Genomic DNA, 19,285 nt, shown 5'->3' with positions numbered 1-19,285 from the left:
AGCGGTGCTGATTAACGGTTTACCGTTGTGATTTCGGTTACCTGGGTTTCCAGCTTTTCCGCATCCGCACCGGAAATCGTGACATTAAATTCGCCGTCACCCGAGCCAATCGCTTTGACCAGAATCGTGTATTTTAGAAAGGCATCGGCAGGAAGTTCACGTACCGGAGAGACACGCAGGATATCCTGATTGACTTCCGGCCTGAGATTGAGCTTCTGGTTTCCCTGGTGCGCTTCGACAGACACGACGCGAAACATACGCGGGATTTTTGCCTGAAGGACGATGTCTTTAGCCGGCTGCAGCCCTCGATTTTCGATGCTGACTTCGTAAACCGTCTCTTCGCCGCGGGCAATCGGATCTTTGGTGTCGCGGACCTGCACATCCAGCACGCCTTGTGCAGGGGTGACTTTGAGACAGGCCGAAACCTGTTCGTTGGGCAGGTCCGGGCTGGTCACGTTGACTCGCATGCAGGCATGCTCGGCGGCAACTTCGCATTCGAATTCCACCTGCAGCTGCACCCCTTCACCAACACGAATCGTATCCAGGGTCCATGTCAACCGATCGGATTCCCTGGTGGAACCGATGGATGCTTCGCGAGGGATCAGGGCCGAATCGTATGTGACTGCCACCTGGATGTTATTCAGATCGACGTCTGCCACATTGGAAAGTTTCAGGTTGTATTCTGCCCGGCTGCCGATGCTGCGGGAAGAGGGGCCAACCACAGACAGATCCAGTTGCTTCTTTTCATATTCCACACAGACCGATTTCCAGACCAGTTCATCTCCGTCAGCCAATGCCCGGAAACGACAACAGTGACTGCCTAGAACATCACTGAAGAGTGTCAGAGAAATCTCTTTTGATTCGCCGGGCTGCAGTGTGCCCAGACGCTGTCCGATTTTCTTTTCGCGGCGACCCGGGAACATCAGGGCGGCATCAAACTCACATTCCAGCAGAACATTTCTGACGGAGCGATCACTCGCATTTTTGATGATCAGATAGAATGTGGCGCCACTTCCCAGCTGGCGTTTGGGAATGACGTCCACCGTCATCTCCAGCGGTCCAGCGGTCGCAGGTGCAGTCATCATGGGGCCTGATGGCTGTTTTGATAAAGGTTCCGGCTTCGATCTGCTTTGGATATCGGGTACATTCAACTGGGGACGCGGCATCACCTGCTCAGGCAGGTCTCGCGGTTGAGGAGGCTGATTCTGTTTGAGCGATTCCGGTACGGCAAACAGATCTTCTTTGGGTTGGGGCGAAGTCGGCTGTCTTTGCGGAATCGTCTGGGGATTTGTTCGTGGCTGACTTAAAGGATTGACACGTTGCGTTTCACGTGACTGGGGAGATGCCTGCGGAACGGGACCGTTCAATGGCTGATTCTGGGGGTCCAGAGGGGGCGGATCAGTCAGTTTCCAGGAGGAGCGTTGACTGGGCGCAAGGGCTGAGCAGGCTGCTGTCGAGAGTGTCAACAGCAGCAGCAGGAATGATATGACTCCTGATGAGGGTCGAATTCTGCTACCCGGCATGAATAATCCCCGTTGGTTAAAACAAAACTATACACTGAAAGTTTATCACGAAAACTTGAGTGTAACAGGGAGAGATTTGCAGGAAATTGAGAATAGTAATTGCGCGAATCCAGCTGGAAAACACGTGTTTATCTGCATTATCTCGATTATGGTGACTCTATGAATTCTAACAGTATTAAGTGCGTTCCATTCGGCAGAATCCGTACAGGAGGGGCATGGCAGGAAGCTTATGAAAAACAGTCTGAAAAACTTGAGATGATTCGTCAGGGCAATTAACAAAGCATAGTGGAGTTTCTAGACTGAACCTGCTTGAAGTGTTGTATGAAAAATACAGGCGGTACTGAATTTAATACCGACAGGCGAAGTCAACGCAGCCTGTTTCAGTAACAAAACGTGGCAAGGATCGGCTTTGAACATCTTTGTGTCTGAATATCTCTGTAGTGGTGCCTGGGACCTTACCGATGCAGAATCCGGTTTACTCAAAGAGGGAACCGCAATGCTGGAAGCGGTCATGACTGATCTGCTTGCGCTTCCTCACTTTCGCGTGATGACAGTCCTGCAGCAGACGCTCTCTCTGAAATCACCGCTCATAGTGGAAGCGCTCCAAACCGGACGGTTGCAAATCTTCCGCGCCGCCACATCACAGCAGGAACGTGAGAACTTTAAAACAGCCTGTCGCTTAGCCGATTGTGTGATGGTCATCGCACCCGAGTTCGAGGATCTGCTGTCCAGTCGAACGCAGCTGGCTTTGGATTGTGGCGCGACAGTCGCCGGCTCTGCTCTCAAAGCAATTCAGTTAACAGCCGATAAGTGGCGATTGTTTGAATTGATGCAGGAATCCTCAATCCCCACGATTCCAACCTGGCAGTTTTCAGGTGAGTTGCTTCGGTCTGCGGTTTCGTTTCCCTGTCTGATCAAACATCGTTTCGGCGCAGGAGGTCTGGGATTAGAAACGTTTCAAAATGATGACTGTTTGCAGAAACGAAGGAATCAACTGAGATCATCCGAGGAACAGTTTCTGATGCAACCTTTACTGCCAGGAAAAGCCCTTTCGACCGTGGCACTGATCAGAGCAGGGGGACGGGAATTTTTTCCGGTGGGGGAGCAGCAGATCAGCTGGAAGCAGGGCTTTCGGTATCAGGGAGGAACCATTCCCGCGGACGTCGATGCCCGTGTGCTCCCGGCCATTTCTGATTTACTGAATCGTGTCTGTGATTTACTGCCGGGACTTGCGGGATATGTGGGCTTTGATATTCTCTTACCAGAAGACGCGCCGCACGAACCCGTGCTGGTGGAAATCAATCCGAGACTGACGACCAGTTACACTGGTTATCGCAGGCTGACGTTTGATAATCTGGCAGCCCGACTCATCGATCCGGATACCGATTTCCCCGACATTAAATGGAAGCAGGGAGAAATGATTCGGTTTCAACCAGATGGAAGTTCTACACTGTTACCACAATCTGAATCGAGAAACTGAACATGTATGTCATTGGCCTGGATATCGGCGGTGCGAACCTCAAGGCGGCAGACAGCGATGGTGCCGCCCGGTCGATGTCGTTTGAACTCTGGAAAACTCCCGAATTACTACAGTCAGCATTACAGGAGTTATTGACCTCGTTCCAGCGTCCCGATCTGGTTGCGGTGACGATGACTGGGGAACTGGCAGACTGCTTTTCAACCAAAGCAGACGGGGTGGATCATATTCTGACCGCCGTCGAACAGGCTGTACCCGGTGTGCCCGTGCTGGTCTGGCAGACCGGAGCCGAATTTCTGCCCACAGAGATCGCACGGGAATTTCCTCTATTGGCGGCTGCCGCCAACTGGCATGCGCTGGCAACCTGGCTGGGACGGATGATTCCCGATCAGCATGGCCTGTTGATCGATATCGGCTCAACGACAACCGATCTGATTCCACTCAAAAACGGATTACCGGTTTCCGAGGGATTAACGGATGTCGAACGATTACTGTCAGGAGAACTGGTTTATACCGGTGGTCGTCGGACCCCACTGGCGATGCTGGAGAAACGTGTACCATTACGGGGACAGGACTGTCCCCTGGCGGCGGAATCTTTTGCGACGACGGCAGATCTCTATCTGCTGCTGGAAGAAGTGCCCGAATCTCCCGAAGATGTCGATACGGCGGACGGCAGACCTGCGACACGGGCGAATGCATTTGCCCGAATTGCCCGTTCTGTCTGTTGTGACATCAATGAACTGAGCGAAACAGAAGCGATCGAGATGGCAGGCTGGCTGGTTGCACGACAGCAGGCACAGATTACCGAGGCACTCAATCAGGTCCTGAGCCGTATGGATGAACATCCCCAGACGGTTTTAATCAGTGGCAGTTCCGTGTTCCTTGCAGAAAAAATCGCTCGCTCCCATCCGCAACTTGCTCAGGCAATGATCACGAATGTTGCTGAGATATTTGATCGATCCATATCAGACGCTGCCTGTGCTTTTGCCGTCGCGCGACTGGCAGCAGAACGGGTTCAGATCTCCCGCGGGGATAACGGGTGAGATTAAGAATCCTGACTGTAAGTTTATATAAGTTTATAATTTACAGTAGTTTAATGAGTATGTGTCCAAACGATTCATACGGAATCGTAGTTGACTTATTTTCGAATCTTGTGGTATCTTCCCGCACTTGAAACTGTTCCCAACAGACAAAATCAAGACTCACGAGCTTCCCCCTTTCATTTCTAAGTTCTGGTAACTTGAACAAGGATGACAGGCTACCAGAATGATGGGGAATTGCGCTGAGCACTCAAAATATATTTTTACCCTCATCCAGCGATGGAGCGCGAAACATGTGTGGTATAGTCGGATATATCGGTCATCGACAGGCCGGACCCATTTTGATCAAGGGGCTGCAGAAACTGGAATATCGTGGCTATGACAGTGCCGGGGTGGCAGTCCACGATGGTGATGCGATCCAGATTCGCAAGAAAAAAGGACGTGTCATGGAGATGGCGTCCCTCTACAAGTCGAATCCGGTTTCCGGTACGGCAGGCATAGGACACACACGCTGGGCGACGCATGGCGAAACCAACGATCAGAACTCGCATCCCCATGTGGGGGGAAACGCTGATGTTGTCATCGTCCATAATGGAGTGATCGAAAACTATACTTCGCTGCGAAAGCAACTGCAGGGATTGGGATACGTTTTTCGTACAACGACTGATACCGAGTCAGTGGCGCATCTGCTGTCACATCATCTCGAAGAACAAATTAAATTTGGTTCTGACCCGGAAGAGTTGGCCACCTATCTGAAAGCGGTAGAAATCACCCTGACGAAACTCAAGGGAACTTATGGCCTGGTTGTGATGTTTCGGGATCTGCCCGACGTGATGATCGCTGCACGACTGGGGAGTCCGCTGGTGTTAGGTGTCGGCAAAGGCGAACATTTTATCGCCAGTGATGCCACCCCGCTGGCGGGGTATACCGACGAAGTGATTTACCTTGCTGATCATGAAATGGCTGTGATCACACGCGATGAAATCGAAATCTTTCACCGTGATGAAGGTCAGCAGAAGCTTTCGATTCAGACCCTGGATCAGGTGAGTGTCGAAGCGGAACTGGGTGAATTTGAACATTATATGCTGAAGGAAATATTCGAGCAGCCCCAGGCTCTGGAAAACGCCATGCGTGGTCGCCTGGATGAAGATGAAGCGACTGCCAAATTTGGTGGTTTGAATCTGAGTGCACAACAACTGCGAAAAATTGATCGCGTCGTGCTGACAGCATGTGGAACCAGCTGGCATTCCGGACTGGTGGGTGAATATCTGCTGGAAGAGTTTGCCCGGATTCCGACGGAGGTGGAGTATGCGAGTGAATTACGCTATCGCAATCCCCCGATCTCAAACAGTACCATGATTTTCGCGATTACTCAAAGTGGTGAAACTGCGGACACACTGGCAGCGATGCGCGAATGCAAACGAAAAGGCCATCCAACACTGGCGATCTGTAATGTGGTCGGATCGACGATCGCCCGTGAAGCGGATGGCGGGATTTATCTGCACGCCGGACAGGAAGTAGGAGTGGCATCGACAAAAGCTTTCACTTCTCAGGTCATGGTCTTAATCCAGTTAGCACTGTTTCTGGGACGGATGCGTCACTTGTCGTATCCGGCGGGGCGCAGAATCATCGATGCCATTCATAAAGTTCCCGACCAGATCCGTAAGTGCCTGGAATGCAATGAGCAGGTGAAAGACATTGCGTTGAAGTACTGCAACTTTAATAACTTTCTTTATCTGGGACGCCTGTATAATTTTCCCGGTGCTCTGGAAGGGGCGTTGAAGCTCAAAGAGATCAGCTACATTCATGCCGAGGGATACCCGGCTGCTGAAATGAAGCATGGTCCAATTGCCCTGGTGGATGAAGCCACTCCCAGTGTGTTTGTGGTGCCCCGCGGACAGATTTATCCCAAAGTTATGAGCAATCTGGAAGAGGTCAAAGCACGTAAAGGCCCCGTCATCGCCATCGCCTGCGAAGGGGATGATAAGATTGCGGATATTGCCGACGATGTGATTTATGTTCCCGACGTCGACGATTTTCTTCAGCCTCTTGTCACGGCGATTCCATTGCAGCTGCTTTCGTACCATATTGCGGTTTTGCGCGGCTGCAATGTCGACCGGCCACGGAATCTGGCAAAAAGTGTGACAGTCGAATAAGACCGACGACCTCTTGATCTGGTTCCACCAGTGTGTGTCGCTGCGCGTGTCTGTCTGGCGACTGTTGATGAATCGATCAGTTTATCGCCCGAAATAAGCTGAAAACTGGTTTTCCTTTGTTGAAAGTGGGAAAAATCAACTTCCCGGATCTGGTTTCGCCTGATGATCAGCATAGAATAGTAGCTGAGACCGTCAGAGAGATTACTTCTGACGGATTTGACGCTTCAAATCATTGCAGACGGGACATTACCCCTGCACCTTTTCAGGGGAATGGGATACGACGCCCCTCAACAGAAATAAGAAATTGCATTTCTGTGCTACTGGAACAAAAACAATGAAAGTAATTCTGGCGAATCCCCGCGGTTTCTGTGCGGGTGTGAATATGGCAATCGAGTGTCTTGAAGAAGTCATTCGCATTTTTGGCAGTAATGTGTATGTCTATCATGAGATCGTACATAATAAATATGTCGTGAATCGTTTTACGAACCAGGGGGTCACCTTTGTCGAAGCAGTCAGTGAAGTACCGGAAAATTCCATTCTGGTCTTCAGTGCTCATGGGGTGTCCCCGGTGATTCGTAACCAGGCGCGAGAACGAAATATTCGCACGATTGATGCAACTTGTCCGCTGGTGACCAAGGTACATACCGAAGCCATCAAATATGCCGACGCCGGGTATCATATCATTTTGATTGGCCATGAAGGGCATGACGAAGTCATCGGTACGATGGGGGAAGCTCCGGAAAGCATAACGTTGATCGAAACTCCGGAAGAAGTGGCCGCCCTGGAATTTCCTGAAGGGGCGCGACTGGCTTTTCTGACTCAGACCACTTTAAGTGTAGAAGAAGCGGGCCGCGTGATTCGCAGCCTCAAGGAAAAATATCCTGCCATTGAAAGTCCACCGAAGGAAGATATCTGTTATGCCACCACAAATCGACAGGAGGCGGTCTCTGAACTGGTCTCTCGAGTCGACCTGGTACTTGTCCTTGGCAGTCAGAACAGCTCTAACAGCAAACGCTTAATGGAAATTGGTAAGACGGCCGGCAAGCCCGCCTTTCTGATCGACGGGGTGGAAGAGGTCTTACCGGAATGGTTCGACCAGGCAGAAACCATTCTGATCACAGCGGGCGCCAGTGCCCCCGAAGTCGTCGTGCAGGAACTGATTCAATTTCTGGAAGATAACTACCAGGCGGAAGTCGAAAATGCGATTGTCCGCAAGGAGTCAGTTCGATTTCCCCTGCCCAAAGAATTACGGGCTATTCAGACGTAGTATCAGATCGCATGAAATGATCAAAATGCTCTGTCTGGTTTGCTGAGTGTCGTCCGGAACCTGCTATGATTATTGTCAACCAAGATCTTTGAGTCGCGAGACCGTCAAGCAACCTGAAAGAATGAAACAGTAGCCATGAGTGATAATCCGACGCCAGCAGACAATAATGATGATTCTTCCGAATTCAATCCGGAACGCCATACGCAGGAAATCAGGCATTCCCAGGTCAGTGCCCGGGTACCGGAAGGCGTCTCACGCGGCGTTTTCAGTACGGGCGCTGTTGTGCTTCAGGGAGGCCATGAATTCATCCTTGATTTTCTGTTGCGGATTTCCACGCCGCAGCAGGTCGTCGCACGGGTCGTGCTCCCGATTGGAGTCGTTCCGCAGATGATACGCGCACTCCGCGATAATCTCACAAACTATGAAAATCGGTTTGGGACTCCTGTCATCCCGACTCCATTGCCTCCCGCGGTTACTGGATCCTCTGAATCCATCAACGTCGGGGCAGGTATCGAAACTCCTGAAACGGAGCAGTCTGTTTCCCCGACAGCCGATTCAGTATCGGGGGCCGCTGCTGGCGGGGCAGGAGTGGTCGGAGAAACGAGAACCCCGGAGTCCGGTAATGAAGAGACATCGGAAACCAAAATCAGCCCGGTACAATCTGCCCAGAAACCGCCGTCAGCGGAAGAACTGTATGATGAATTGAAACTGCCCGATGAAATGCTGTCCGGCACGTATGCGAATGCGGTACGGATTGGACACTCGGCAACAGAATTTTCGTTCGATTTCATCACAACGTTTTTTCCCCGTTCCTGCGTGTCTGCCCGCGTCCATCTGGCAGCACCGAATATTCCCCGCCTGCTGGATTCGCTGACGCATTCCTTTGAGCAGTTTCAGAGAAAAGTCGCCCAGCAGCAGAAACGTCAGCCTCCACAGCAGGATGACCTGCCCGACTGACAGGGACCGGTCTGGAAAGCATCTCTTGCGAAACGGGAGTATTTACTCTGTGCGCCTGAGTTCTTTATCGGTCGCTGCTGTATCTGTCTCTGCTTCTGGTTTGTGTTTGGAGAAAACCAGATAGCGGCAGAGCAGAAAATTGAAGCCCATGCCGACCAGAATTCCAATGAATGCCGCCAGCAGGATCCGCTTCTCAAAGAACTGGAAGGACCGGCTCAGGACCATTGTCGTCAGCCAGTTAAAGACGGCCCCGGTCAGGCAACTGCCACAATAGCTCAGGTACTGTTTCAGGAACGGTTTATGTCTGGCGTATGAGAAGGTGATGTTCCGGTTGAGCAGGAAGTTGGTACTCATGGAGGTCCAGATTGCCAATGCCACTGCGATCGGGGATATCATCCAGTTTGAGAGCAGGGCGAGCATCTGCAGATTCACGAAGACACCCGTCAGCCCAATCAGTGCGAATTGCGTGAAATAGGCATAGTTCTGATATTTGAAATCAAACAGTCGTTTGAGATGTTTCAGATAACGCAGTTGCTCTTTGAATGAAAGTTTACTCGAGCCTGCGACTCGATCTGTAAATTCAATCGGAATTTCAACCACGTTTCGACAGCGGCATTTGACGATGAGTTCCAACCCGATTTTATACCCGACGGGATTCAGGATCTGGTGAGCCTTCAGGTAAGTTTGCCTCTTGATCGCGAAGAAACCGGCCAGGGGGTCTCGAGCACTGGTGAAAGGACGGGATAACCAGGTGGCCACCCGGGAATTCCACTTTCTGAACCAGCCCCAGCTCTGGTCGGTTGTGCCTCCCTCGACATAGCGACTGCCAATCACAAAATCCGCCTGCCGCTGATTGAGCGCGGAAACCAGTTCGGGTATTTTTTCAGGAGGATGGGAGAGGTCTGCATCCATGACCAGCAGGATACCGCCCGAGGCAGCATTCAGTCCTGCAATCACAGCAGTCGAGAGTCCTCGCTCATTTTTGCGGGTAATCAGCCGCAGGGGACAGTTTTCGGCCAGTTTCTCACACACCTGTATCGTCTCATCCGGGCTGTCGTCATCGACTACAATGATTTCCGCATCCAGTTCGGCTTCAGTGAGAACGCGGTTTACGCGCGGGATGAGGACCGTCAGATTTTCAGCTTCGCAATAAGTAGGAACAATAATTGATAATTGCAGCAATGTTTTTACTTTTCAGGATTGTAGCGGTAATGCGGCTGGAGATGTTTGCTGCTGGTTTTCAGTGAGCGGCAGACAGTATGCAGGGTGAATCTGATTTTCAGCTCTTACACTGATGAAAAGCCACCTCACAGGGAGGAAAAGCCGATGAATCCTGCAATCTCATTCTCCATCATGTTTGCGATGAGATCAACCGGATTGACCGTCATAGAGCTTAAACCGGACATCATCGACAGAACCGTTATGCATGTCCGCTTTTGGCTGATGCAGAGATGCTGCTTTTTTGCATCATTTTATTCTTCAGGCGACTTGCTGTCATTTTATGAACTAAATTTAAGCTGAAAACCCTGTCACACCTGCCTGAACCGCTGGTGTGATTACGGATGTCGAAGTCGGACAGAACATTCTGGTTTTTAAATTAAAGACACAACTTCAAGGAGTTTTGAATAAGATGGCAGCTACAGGCTTTTCGCACGCCGATTCTAATATGGCATTTGATGATCTGAAACGACTGATTCATGGCAAACTGGTTGAGAAACTGGACCTGTCACGCGTGGGTGATCTGGAAGGTGATTCACTGCGTCGCGAAATTCGACTGGTCATCGAGCACTTGTGCGATACCGAAAATCCACTGTTAAACCGTTCTGAACGGGAGCGGTTGATCGAAGAGATTCTGGACGAGACTTTTGGTTTCGGGCCACTCGAACTGCTGCTTAAAGATCAGGATATCGCGGACATCATGATCAACGGTCCCAAGCATGTCTTCGTGGAAAAGAACGGTCGGATTGAACGGTCCAGTGTCGTATTCCGCGATAATCAGCATCTGCTGCAGATCCTGGACCGGATCGTCTCCAAAGTGGGACGACGCGTCGATGAAACGTCTCCGCTGGTCGACGCCCGCCTGCCTGATGGCTCGCGTTTAAACGCCGTCATCCCTCCGCTGGCTCTGGATGGCCCGTCATTAACGATTCGTAAATTCGGATCGAATCCACTGGGGCTGGAAGATCTGCTGCGGTTTGGTGCGTTCACACCGGAAATCGCCATGCTGCTGGAAGGTGCGATTAAAGCGCGAATCAATACGATCATCAGTGGTGGTACCGGTTCCGGTAAAACGACACTGTTAAATACATTATCCGGATTTATCCAGAGTGACCATCGCGTGATTACGATTGAAGACGCGGCGGAACTTCAATTGCAACAGGAACATATTTTACGCCTGGAAACCCGGCCTCCCAATATCGAAGGCCGTGGTGCGATATCCGCAACGGACCTGGTGAAAAACGCATTGCGTATGCGACCGGACCGGATCATCATCGGGGAATGTCGTGGCGGCGAATCGCTGGACATGTTGCAGGCAATGAATACCGGTCACGAAGGTTCATTAACGACGATTCACGCCAACTCTCCTCGTGATGCTGTTTCCCGTCTGGAGACCATGATTACGATGGGCGGAGTGGAACTGCCTCTCAAAGCATTAAGGCAACAGTTTGCTTCCGCAGTGGATCTGATCATTCAGGTTAACCGTCTGCAGGGGGGGCCGCGAAAGGTAACCCACGTGACAGAGGTGCTGAACATGGAGCAGGACACCGTGATTATGCAGGATATATTTCTGTTCGTACAGGATGGTATTGACGCGGACGGCAGAGCCTATGGTCATTTTGAAGCGACCGGTGTACGACCTGCTTTCATGGATCGACTGGAGGCTGCCGGAATTCGACTGCCAGGGAATCTGTTTGCCAATCGCGTATTACAGGGCTGATATCAATTCTGTTTCGATAAGACTTAAAACACGACTTTTCAAACGATAAAGGTAATCCGAGATGGATCAGACACTTATCATCTCCATCGCTGCATTTCTGGGAATGATGGCTTTTGCAGGAGCCGTCATCTTTGTCATCAAGGATTTTTCGTCCAGCAAGGCAGAAGATCGACTGGCTGTCATAACCGGTAAAAAGAAATCGTCGGAAGAATCAGCCTCGTTACTCAAAGAAGAATTTGTGAAGGGAGGCTTAAACAGCCTGTCTGATCAGGTCGCACACTTATTTGATAAGTTTGGAAATATCAAGTTGCTGCTGGAACAGGCAGAAGCGCCTTTTAAAGCAGATACATTTCTATTAATGACCGCTGTTACCGGTTCAATGGGTTTTGCTGCTGCCTGGTTTACGAATGCACCTGGTCCTTTTTGCCCTGTGGCTGCATTGGGCACCGGGGTATTACCGTTTATGTGGCTGCTGTTCCGTCGCAACCGGCGATTCAAAAAATTTGGTCAACAGTTACCTGATGCACTGGAACTGGTAGGGCGTGCGTTACGTTCCGGGCACAGCCTTTCCTCCGGGCTCAGTGTTGTGGTTCAGGAAATGCCGCCACCGATTTCAACGGAATTCGCATTAGCTTATGAAGAACAGAATCTGGGGATTCCCATTGGAGAAGCATTGAAAAACATGCTCACGCGAATGCCAAACCTGGATTTGAAATTTTTCGTAACAGCCGTTGTCATCCAGAGACAGGCCGGGGGAGACCTGGCTGAAATTCTGGACAAAATCGGTTACATCATCAGGCAGCGCTTTAAGATTATGGGTCAGGTCCAGGCTTTGACCGGGGAAGGTCGTATCAGTGGAGTTGTGCTGATGGCTTTGCCTATCGCGTTGTTCTTTGCTGTGTATTACCTGAACCCTGATTATGTGATGCTCCTGTTTACAGATGAACTGGGACGAAAAATGATTGCCGGTGGTATCGTCCTGCAGGTACTGGGTGCATTGTGGATTAAGAAGATTGTCAACATCAAAATCTGACCAGGCAGAGATACCTCGGGATGTACCTCGTAAATTGATTTCTGAAATAATGTGAATACTGTTTTGCTTCGTTGAATGCTGGAGATTTAAACATGGATTTTGTTCAATTATTACCATGGGCTATTTTCGGAATGGTGATTGTGGGTGTGATTGCCCTGATCAACAAACTGAATTTCGATCATTCACGTGCCAATGCGCGGCTGGATGAATTACGGAATCCCCATCTGCGAAATAATCCCGAGGATGCGAATTCCGCCAGTTCGTTATTTGAAAAAGCGGCTCCTGCGCTTTCGAAGGCATTAACACCAAAATCAGAACTGGAAGAAAATCAGTTAAAAGTGCGACTGGCGAACGCCGGTTATAATTCAGAAGCGGCTCCTTCGATCTTTCTCTCGTTAAAAGTCGCATTAGGTCTCCTGGGGGTGGTGCTGGGCTCGGGTTACGGTTTTTATAACTTTGGGATGACTCAAAATGGCTGGACTTCGCTGGTGATTGCCGGGGGGATCGGCTTTTATCTCCCGGAGATTGCGTTGCGTCTGTTGATTAAAGGGCGTGTCGAACGCATTTTTCTGTCTCTGCCCGATGCGCTGGACCTGCTGGTGGTATGTGTGGAGGCGGGGCTGGGACTGGACGCTGCGATGCGACGGGTTTCTGAGGAACTGGAAGAAACCGCACCTGATGTGTGCAGTGAGTTTGCCTTGTGTAATCTGCAGTTACAGATGGGGCGCCCCCGCAGGGAAGTGCTGCATGATCTGGGGATTCGCAGTGGGGTCGATGATATGCGGGCTTTGGCGGCGATTCTGATCCAGGCCGACAAATTCGGTTCGTCGATTGCCCAGGCTTTACGCGTGCAGTCGGACAGTATGCGAGTGAAACGAAGTCAACTGGCCGAAGAGCAGGCTGCGATGACTGCCGTTAAGATGATCTTTCCGCTGGTATTGTTTATTTTTCCGGGTATCTTTGTGGTCCTGGTCGGGCCCGCCGCGATTATGATGATCAATGGCCTGCTGACAAGTTGAACTGCATCTTCAGAACTGTTTCCTGAAAACATCAAAACGTAAACACCTTTGAACATTCTGTAAATCAAAGGTGTTTATTTTTTTTACACACTATCTCACGTGTCGGGTTTACTGCTTATTTACTTGATAAATCTCTTGTGAGATAAAACACATTCAGAACTAAAGCTGCCCTATATTGAAATAATATTGATTCTCAAATCAGTATAAATCACTAATCCGGTTAGCTGACTCAATTTGGCACTTTTTTTGCGTCATTGGTTGGGGAATCGGATATTCGAAAGTGTTTCTGTACGTCTTTAGCCGTAATCACTCACTATTGAATCTTCGCTTGATTGCCGTCTTGCAGAATGAAATACAGGCTGACTCTGATGCAGCCACGGGCAAGGCACCTCAATCAATTAGAAATCAGTTGCACTGATACCGGGAAGCAGATAGTCGTGTAAAATTCGCATGATCTGGCATTGTCTTAGTTCCTGTGTCAATTGATTTACAGCGCAGTTAAAATGATTCTCCCAACTTCCAGACCAGTTACTAGATTGAATACTTCAGATGCCTGCCCCACCTTCATGGCTGAAAACAATGGCAAATCAAGTGGCATCTCTGATGTACGATGTCGATATGCTTTCGCCGATCGGATGTCATTTTTTCCACAACGGCAGTCGCAACGAGTGGGAAGTGACATTATTTGCTTCCAGTACTGAGATTGTCGGTGGTGAATGGGATGGTGTACTGGCACCTTCCAAGTTCTGCTTCAATATCCTCAAACTGGGTGAAATATTTGAGGAAGTCGAGTCTTTATACTGGCAGGCATTGCCCGTCGACTATGATGATCAGTTGGGTTGTCATATCTCCATCGAAGGGATGTATGAAGGCGAGCGCGTCTGGGTCCGCGTTTTGGCGGAAGCCCCGGAAGAATTCGAAGCGGGACGTCGTATGCAGGCTTACGAATTCAACCTGAAAGAGATCTGGTAAGCTCGCCTGCTGTTCGCTTGATTCAGCCATGAAACCTTCCACCCGTCCCGTTCCAGTCGCAACAGGCCTGGCCGTTTCTGTTTCCGGTTGTAGACCTGTTCTCCTTAGTTGCTTATGATATCAGTCTCGGAGCAGGAAACTTCCGAAATGACATATCACAGGAGCAGCAGGGAGAAACAGAGAATGCAACTGGGTTTTGTGACGGCTATTTTACCAGATTATGATCTGCGCGGGGTATTTCAGGCGGCTGCAGAGATTGGCTATGACTGTGTTGAAGTCATGTGCTGGCCTGAGGGAAACGATTCCCGTCGCTATGCAGGAATTACACATATTTCTGCAGAGCAGTTTACCGATTCGGATGTCGAGACGATTTCACAGCTCTCCGACGAATTCGGAATCGAGATCAGTGCGCTGGGCTATTATCCGAATCCTCTCTGTCCCGATCTGGAAGTAGCCGGTAAGTATGTGGAGCATATTCAAAAGGTGATTACCGCCTCGGAAAAACTGGGAATCAATCGCATGAATACTTTCATCGGGCGAGACTGGAAAAAGTCGGTCGATGAGAACTGGCCTCGTTTTCTGCAAACCTGGCCTGAGATAATTCAACATGCCGAACAGCAGCAGGTGCGCGTTGGAATCGAAAACTGTCCCATGTCATTTACCCAGGATGAATGGCCGGGCGGGAAAAACCTGGCCTGCACACCTGCCATCTGGCGGCGGATGTATGCGGATATTCCAAGCGAGTATTTCGGTCTGAATTATGATCCTTCCCATCTGGTGTGGATGCAGATGGATTATGTGGCTCCCATTCGTGACTTTGCCGATCGGATCTTCCATGTGCATGCAAAAGATGTCCGCGTCGATCAGCATCGGCTGAACCAGGTGGGAATTATGGCCTGTCCCCTGGAATATCATACCCCCAAGTTACCGGGGCTGGGCCAGGTTGACTGGGGCAGTTTTTTTTCACAACTGAATGAAATTGGTTATCAGGGACCGGTGTGCGTCGAAGTGGAAGATCGCGCCTACGAAGGTTCCACAGAATCGTGCCTGGCTGCGTTGAGACAGTGTCATACTTACCTGCGAAATTATATTCCCTGTTGAGAGTAAAGCTCATGGAAGACCAGTTCAAAAAAATTTCAAAGATGATCGATCACTCGCTGTTGAGTCCCATATTGACGGTTCCGGAGCTGGAAGCAGGCTGTCAGCTGGCACTGGCTTATGATGTGGCGAGTGTGTGTATTATGCCTTTTTACCTTAAGCGGTGTGCCGAGATACTGGAGCACTCTACTGTCCATCCCAGCACGACCATTGGCTTTCCGCATGGCGGACATACGCTGATTATGAAACAGCGAGAAGCAGAACAGGCGATTGAGGATGGTTGTGAAGAACTGGACATGGTCGTCAATCTTTCGCGGGTACTCAGCGGTGACTGGAAATACGTCGAGAACGAAATTGGAGCGATTACCAGAGTTGCGCACCAGGCAGGCCAGAAAATCAAAGTGATTTTTGAGAACTGTTACCTGACCAATGATCAGAAGATCGAGCTGTGTCGTATCTGTGCGGGCCTGGGGGCGGACTGGGTGAAAACCTCGACCGGTTATGGTACCGGAGGCGCGACATTAGATGATTTGAAGTTGATGCGGGAACACAGTCCAGATCGGGTGCAGATCAAAGCGGCAGGCGGCATCCGAACGCTGGATCAGCTTCTTGAAGTTCGTGATCTGGGAGTGAGCCGCGTCGGGGCCAGCGCCACTCGCGTTATTCTGGATACCTGCCGGACCAGGTTGAAACTTCCCGCGATTTCAATATGACATGCCGTTGCAAAACGGACGTTTCCTGCCTGCAAGCCTATTGTAATTTTTTCATGTCTTCAGCTTCCTGTTCCGGGGAGGTTTCACTAAGGATGTCCTCATCATTTCCAGTTGAAGCTGGCGGTTCTTCATTACCACAACCGAACTGAAAAGGAGCCAGACAGAACATTAACAGGAACGAAAACAGGTATCGATTCATAGCGAATTATTTAACCTTTGCTGATAGTCGCTGCGATGTGATCTGAAGAGTGACATCGATCGCAGTCAGTGCTATATCCAGTAATGAAACAAATGCTAAGCAGAAACCTCGCCACCTGAGCTACGTGGCGAGGTTTGCTTCATTTCACAGTTAAGGCAGGTTTACCATTCACCCAGTACGTTTCCGTCTTGAGGGTTCCCCAGATTTCTCCAGATAGTATTGTCAATGTTATCGGAGGCAAATCTTACTGCACCATCGGCAATGAGAGCGTGGACACCACCCGTGTGCTTGCTGCGCGCCGCCAGCAGGGCAGACGTTGTACTGGAACCAGCACCACAGTCCGGCATGTCCTTGTTATTCGGATTATAAACAGTCCCGTAATAATGAGACTCGTAATGCGTTCCATAGAACCAGGAATAACCTTGCTGATTACTACCCGTGTAAGGTGCTTTTGTCAGACAACTGGCAGGACAAACGCCACTGGCAGGTTGATCATCACAGAAAGGTGCACTGGCAAAAGTTTCCGAAACCATCATCGTGTTAGAGGTGCCATCTTCGATATCGCGGATTGCGACGCGGCTATTAATACTGAACATCGAATTGGTTCTGTCATTTCCAGAGCTTGTTTCCGTACCACGGCAAGCCAGATAGCTGGTCTGGGCGTAACTGTTGTTAGGACGACGTGAAGAGTCACTGGGGCAGCGGACTACCGTTAAATTCACAACTCTGACGTCGGCATTTGAGCCTCCATTGCCAGGAGCCCGCTCAAAGTTAATCTGATTATACAGCGGTCCCTGATCGAGGAACGGGAGAATCCGGCCAATCCAGGTGATCTGGCTGGTGGACCATGAATTAAGACCACTATAGGTGTCTCGAACATCACCAGGAGGAAACGTCTTGAAGTTGTCGTGATAGTTGTGCAAGGCGAGTCCAATCTGCTTGAGATTGTTTTTACATTGCGAGCGACGGGCCGCTTCACGGGCTTGTTGAACGGCTGGCAATAATAATGCAATGAGAATCGCGATGATGGCAATCACGACCAGCAATTCGATGAGCGTGAAACCGCGCTTCTTGGTGAGCAACATTTTTTTCATTGCTTGAACTCCTGATAATAAAATGAAACGGATAACGTAGAACGGAATAATGACGATGAGGCGCAAAGCATCACCGCTTGAATTTCTGTATTAAAACTCAGGTTGAGTTGGTATCAGTGTTCAATTAGGAACAGAGCTTCAAAATGTGCGAATGCACTGGAAAATGAGAAAGTTTGAAGCCGCTGAGTGATTTGATTTGATGAGACTGCATGAAGAGAATACATGGAGTTACGAAACAAATCGGTCTATTGAATCTTAGCGGGGCTTGTAATATTTTCCAGTTGATTTAATAGAAACAAACTGAAAAACAGGGTTTCCCTCCACGGTACGGTTTCAAAATATTGTTAAAACTCCCTTGCAGACCGTCGTTTAACAAGGGAGTGATGGATTGATGATAAACCAATTTCAGGGAAAACCCTTAAGCAAAAACGCCACCCGATCAAAAGACCGGATGGCGTTTCATAATTAGAAAATTCTGCTTTTCAGATTTAAGCGATAAGCTTACCACTCACCCAGCACATTTCCATCAGCGGGGTTGCCGAGGTTTCTCCAGATGGTTGTGTCGATGTTGTCTCCGGCAAAGCGAACGGAACCGTCGCCGAGCAGAACATGAGCCCCACCTGTGTGTTTACTGCGAGCAGACAGATGTGCTGCCTGAGAGCTGGAACTGCCACCACAGTCTGGTTGTTTATTATTGGGGGTGTAAACAGTTCCGTAGTAGGCGGCTTCATATAATGAAGCATACATCCAGGAGTATCCCTGTTGTGCTCCTCCGGTATATTTCGTACATGTGGCAGGACAGACGCCGCCTGAAGGTTGTTCCGTACACAGGTCAGCGCTGGCAAATGTTTCTGAAACCATCATGGTATTCGAAGTACCGTCTTCGACGTCGCGAATTCTGACGTCACTGTTGTTCCAGAACATGGAAGTCCCTTTGTTACTTGTGGTGGTAGTATTATTACCACGACAGGCCAGGTAATTGGTCGGACCATAAGATGAAGAGGGCTGACGTGAAGAGTCACTGGGGCAGCGAACGGCAGGAATTTTTTCCGCACGGAGACTGTTGTTAGGAGCAGCGCTGACTCCGTGTTCCATTTCCCAGTTGATCTGATTGTAGATCACAGCCTGATCGAGAAAAGGGAGAATGCGGGGAATCCAGCCCAGTTGACTGGTCGTCCATGACTGAACTCCGGAACCATAAGTTCTGCGGACATCTCCTGGAGGAAACATATTGAAGTTGTCGTGATAGTTGTGCAATGCGAGACCAATCTGTTTGAGATTGTTCTTACATGTCGAGCGACGGGCGGCTTCACGCGCCTGTTGAACTGCTGGCAATAATAATGCAATAAGAATCGCGATGATGGCAATCACGACCAGCAGTTCGATAAGCGTGAAACCACGCTTTCTTGTGAGCAACATTTTTTCCATTACTTGAACTCCCAAAATATAGAAAATGAAACGAGAAAATTTTGTAGGGTAAATTTATGGATGTGCGAACGCATTGCCAGATTGATAACTTCTGGGGCAGCAATAAATTTTCAATTGAGATTAGAGATATTTGAAATTGAATTCAGGCTTCGGTTTGTGAGTTAACACGCGAATGTGAATGATTTGAAGCCTCTCTCTGGCCGATTGCATGTGAAATCTACATGAAATTACCAGTAAAATAGATTGTCTTACTATAGTGGAATCAGACGGAAAAATCCAGTGTATTCTGCTGAAAGGAAACAGAAATAATTGATCTAAGTGATTGTGTACAGTTGGTTTAGAGTGGTGAACAATACTGAGAGTTCTTAAAA

General features: G+C 49.6%; 15 protein-coding genes. 11 read left to right on the top strand and 4 right to left on the bottom strand.

What is annotated here, in order from left to right:
• Positions 1-11 precede the first annotated feature (11 nt).
• The gene (locus tag GmarT_RS21955) at positions 12-1,523 is read right to left on the bottom strand and encodes a COG1361 family protein (RefSeq protein ID WP_002645740.1); all 1,512 of its coding nucleotides are present in this window, start codon (positions 1,521-1,523) and stop codon (positions 12-14) included.
• 409 nt (positions 1,524-1,932) lie between these two features.
• Between GmarT_RS21955 and GmarT_RS21950 the strand changes: the two genes are divergently transcribed.
• The 5 genes from GmarT_RS21950 to GmarT_RS21930 all read left to right on the top strand — a co-directional run bounded on the left by GmarT_RS21950 (position 1,933) and on the right by GmarT_RS21930 (position 8,420).
• Positions 1,933-3,003 carry an ATP-grasp domain-containing protein gene (locus GmarT_RS21950; protein WP_002645742.1) on the top strand — a complete coding sequence of 357 codons (1,071 nt, stop codon included), beginning with the start codon at positions 1,933-1,935 and terminating at the stop codon, positions 3,001-3,003.
• Between the two features lie 2 nt (positions 3,004-3,005).
• A complete protein-coding gene (locus GmarT_RS21945; RefSeq protein ID WP_002645743.1) occupies positions 3,006-4,043 on the top strand; it encodes a hydantoinase/oxoprolinase family protein in 1,038 nt (345 codons plus the stop codon).
• Positions 4,044-4,333: 290 nt separating this feature from the next.
• Positions 4,334-6,196, top strand: coding sequence for a glutamine--fructose-6-phosphate transaminase (isomerizing) (gene glmS, locus GmarT_RS21940; protein ID WP_002645744.1), 1,863 nt, complete (start codon positions 4,334-4,336; stop codon positions 6,194-6,196).
• Between the two features lie 334 nt (positions 6,197-6,530).
• On the top strand, positions 6,531-7,463 hold the full coding sequence (ispH, locus tag GmarT_RS21935) for a 4-hydroxy-3-methylbut-2-enyl diphosphate reductase (RefSeq protein ID WP_002645745.1): 933 nt from the start codon (positions 6,531-6,533) through the stop codon (positions 7,461-7,463).
• Between the two features lie 135 nt (positions 7,464-7,598).
• Positions 7,599-8,420, top strand: coding sequence for a DUF3467 domain-containing protein (locus GmarT_RS21930; RefSeq protein ID WP_002645746.1), 822 nt, complete (start codon positions 7,599-7,601; stop codon positions 8,418-8,420).
• A gap of 42 nt (positions 8,421-8,462) precedes the next feature.
• Here GmarT_RS21930 and GmarT_RS21925 read toward each other — a convergent pair whose 3' ends face one another.
• A complete protein-coding gene (locus GmarT_RS21925) occupies positions 8,463-9,602 on the bottom strand; it encodes a glycosyltransferase (protein WP_002645747.1) in 1,140 nt (379 codons plus the stop codon).
• A 448-nt stretch (positions 9,603-10,050) separates the two neighbouring features.
• Between GmarT_RS21925 and GmarT_RS21920 the strand changes: the two genes are divergently transcribed.
• The 6 genes from GmarT_RS21920 to deoC all read left to right on the top strand — a co-directional run bounded on the left by GmarT_RS21920 (position 10,051) and on the right by deoC (position 16,193).
• Entirely contained in the window at positions 10,051-11,358 is a 1,308-nt protein-coding gene (locus GmarT_RS21920; RefSeq protein ID WP_044237362.1) for a TadA family conjugal transfer-associated ATPase, read from the top strand.
• Positions 11,359-11,419: 61 nt separating this feature from the next.
• On the top strand, positions 11,420-12,391 hold the full coding sequence (locus GmarT_RS21915) for a type II secretion system F family protein (RefSeq protein WP_002645750.1): 972 nt from the start codon (positions 11,420-11,422) through the stop codon (positions 12,389-12,391).
• Positions 12,392-12,483: 92 nt separating this feature from the next.
• Positions 12,484-13,410, top strand: a complete 927-nt coding sequence (locus tag GmarT_RS21910; protein WP_002645751.1) for a type II secretion system F family protein — start codon at positions 12,484-12,486, stop codon at positions 13,408-13,410.
• A gap of 579 nt (positions 13,411-13,989) precedes the next feature.
• The gene (locus GmarT_RS21905) at positions 13,990-14,382 is read left to right on the top strand and encodes a hypothetical protein (protein ID WP_002645752.1); all 393 of its coding nucleotides are present in this window, start codon (positions 13,990-13,992) and stop codon (positions 14,380-14,382) included.
• Between the two features lie 183 nt (positions 14,383-14,565).
• On the top strand, positions 14,566-15,483 hold the full coding sequence (locus GmarT_RS21900) for a sugar phosphate isomerase/epimerase family protein (RefSeq protein ID WP_002645753.1): 918 nt from the start codon (positions 14,566-14,568) through the stop codon (positions 15,481-15,483).
• 11 nt (positions 15,484-15,494) lie between these two features.
• Positions 15,495-16,193 (top strand): deoxyribose-phosphate aldolase, encoded by a 699-nt coding sequence (gene deoC / locus GmarT_RS21895; protein ID WP_002645754.1) that lies wholly within the window; start codon positions 15,495-15,497, stop codon positions 16,191-16,193.
• Between the two features lie 360 nt (positions 16,194-16,553).
• Here the strand turns inward: deoC and GmarT_RS21890 are convergent, their stop codons facing one another.
• Together GmarT_RS21890 and GmarT_RS21885 are read right to left on the bottom strand one after the other, a co-directional pair.
• A complete protein-coding gene (locus tag GmarT_RS21890; RefSeq protein WP_002645756.1) occupies positions 16,554-17,486 on the bottom strand; it encodes a DUF1559 family PulG-like putative transporter in 933 nt (310 codons plus the stop codon).
• Between the two features lie 501 nt (positions 17,487-17,987).
• Positions 17,988-18,914 carry a DUF1559 domain-containing protein gene (locus tag GmarT_RS21885; protein ID WP_002645757.1) on the bottom strand — a complete coding sequence of 309 codons (927 nt, stop codon included), beginning with the start codon at positions 18,912-18,914 and terminating at the stop codon, positions 17,988-17,990.
• Between the last annotated feature and the right edge of the window lie 371 nt (positions 18,915-19,285).

The sequence above is a fragment of the Gimesia maris genome, assembly GCF_008298035.1.
GTDB classification, from domain to species: Bacteria; Planctomycetota; Planctomycetia; order Planctomycetales; family Planctomycetaceae; genus Gimesia; species Gimesia maris.
The sequence above is the reverse complement of the archived record's forward strand: the minus strand, read 5'-3'. Positions and strand labels throughout refer to the sequence as shown.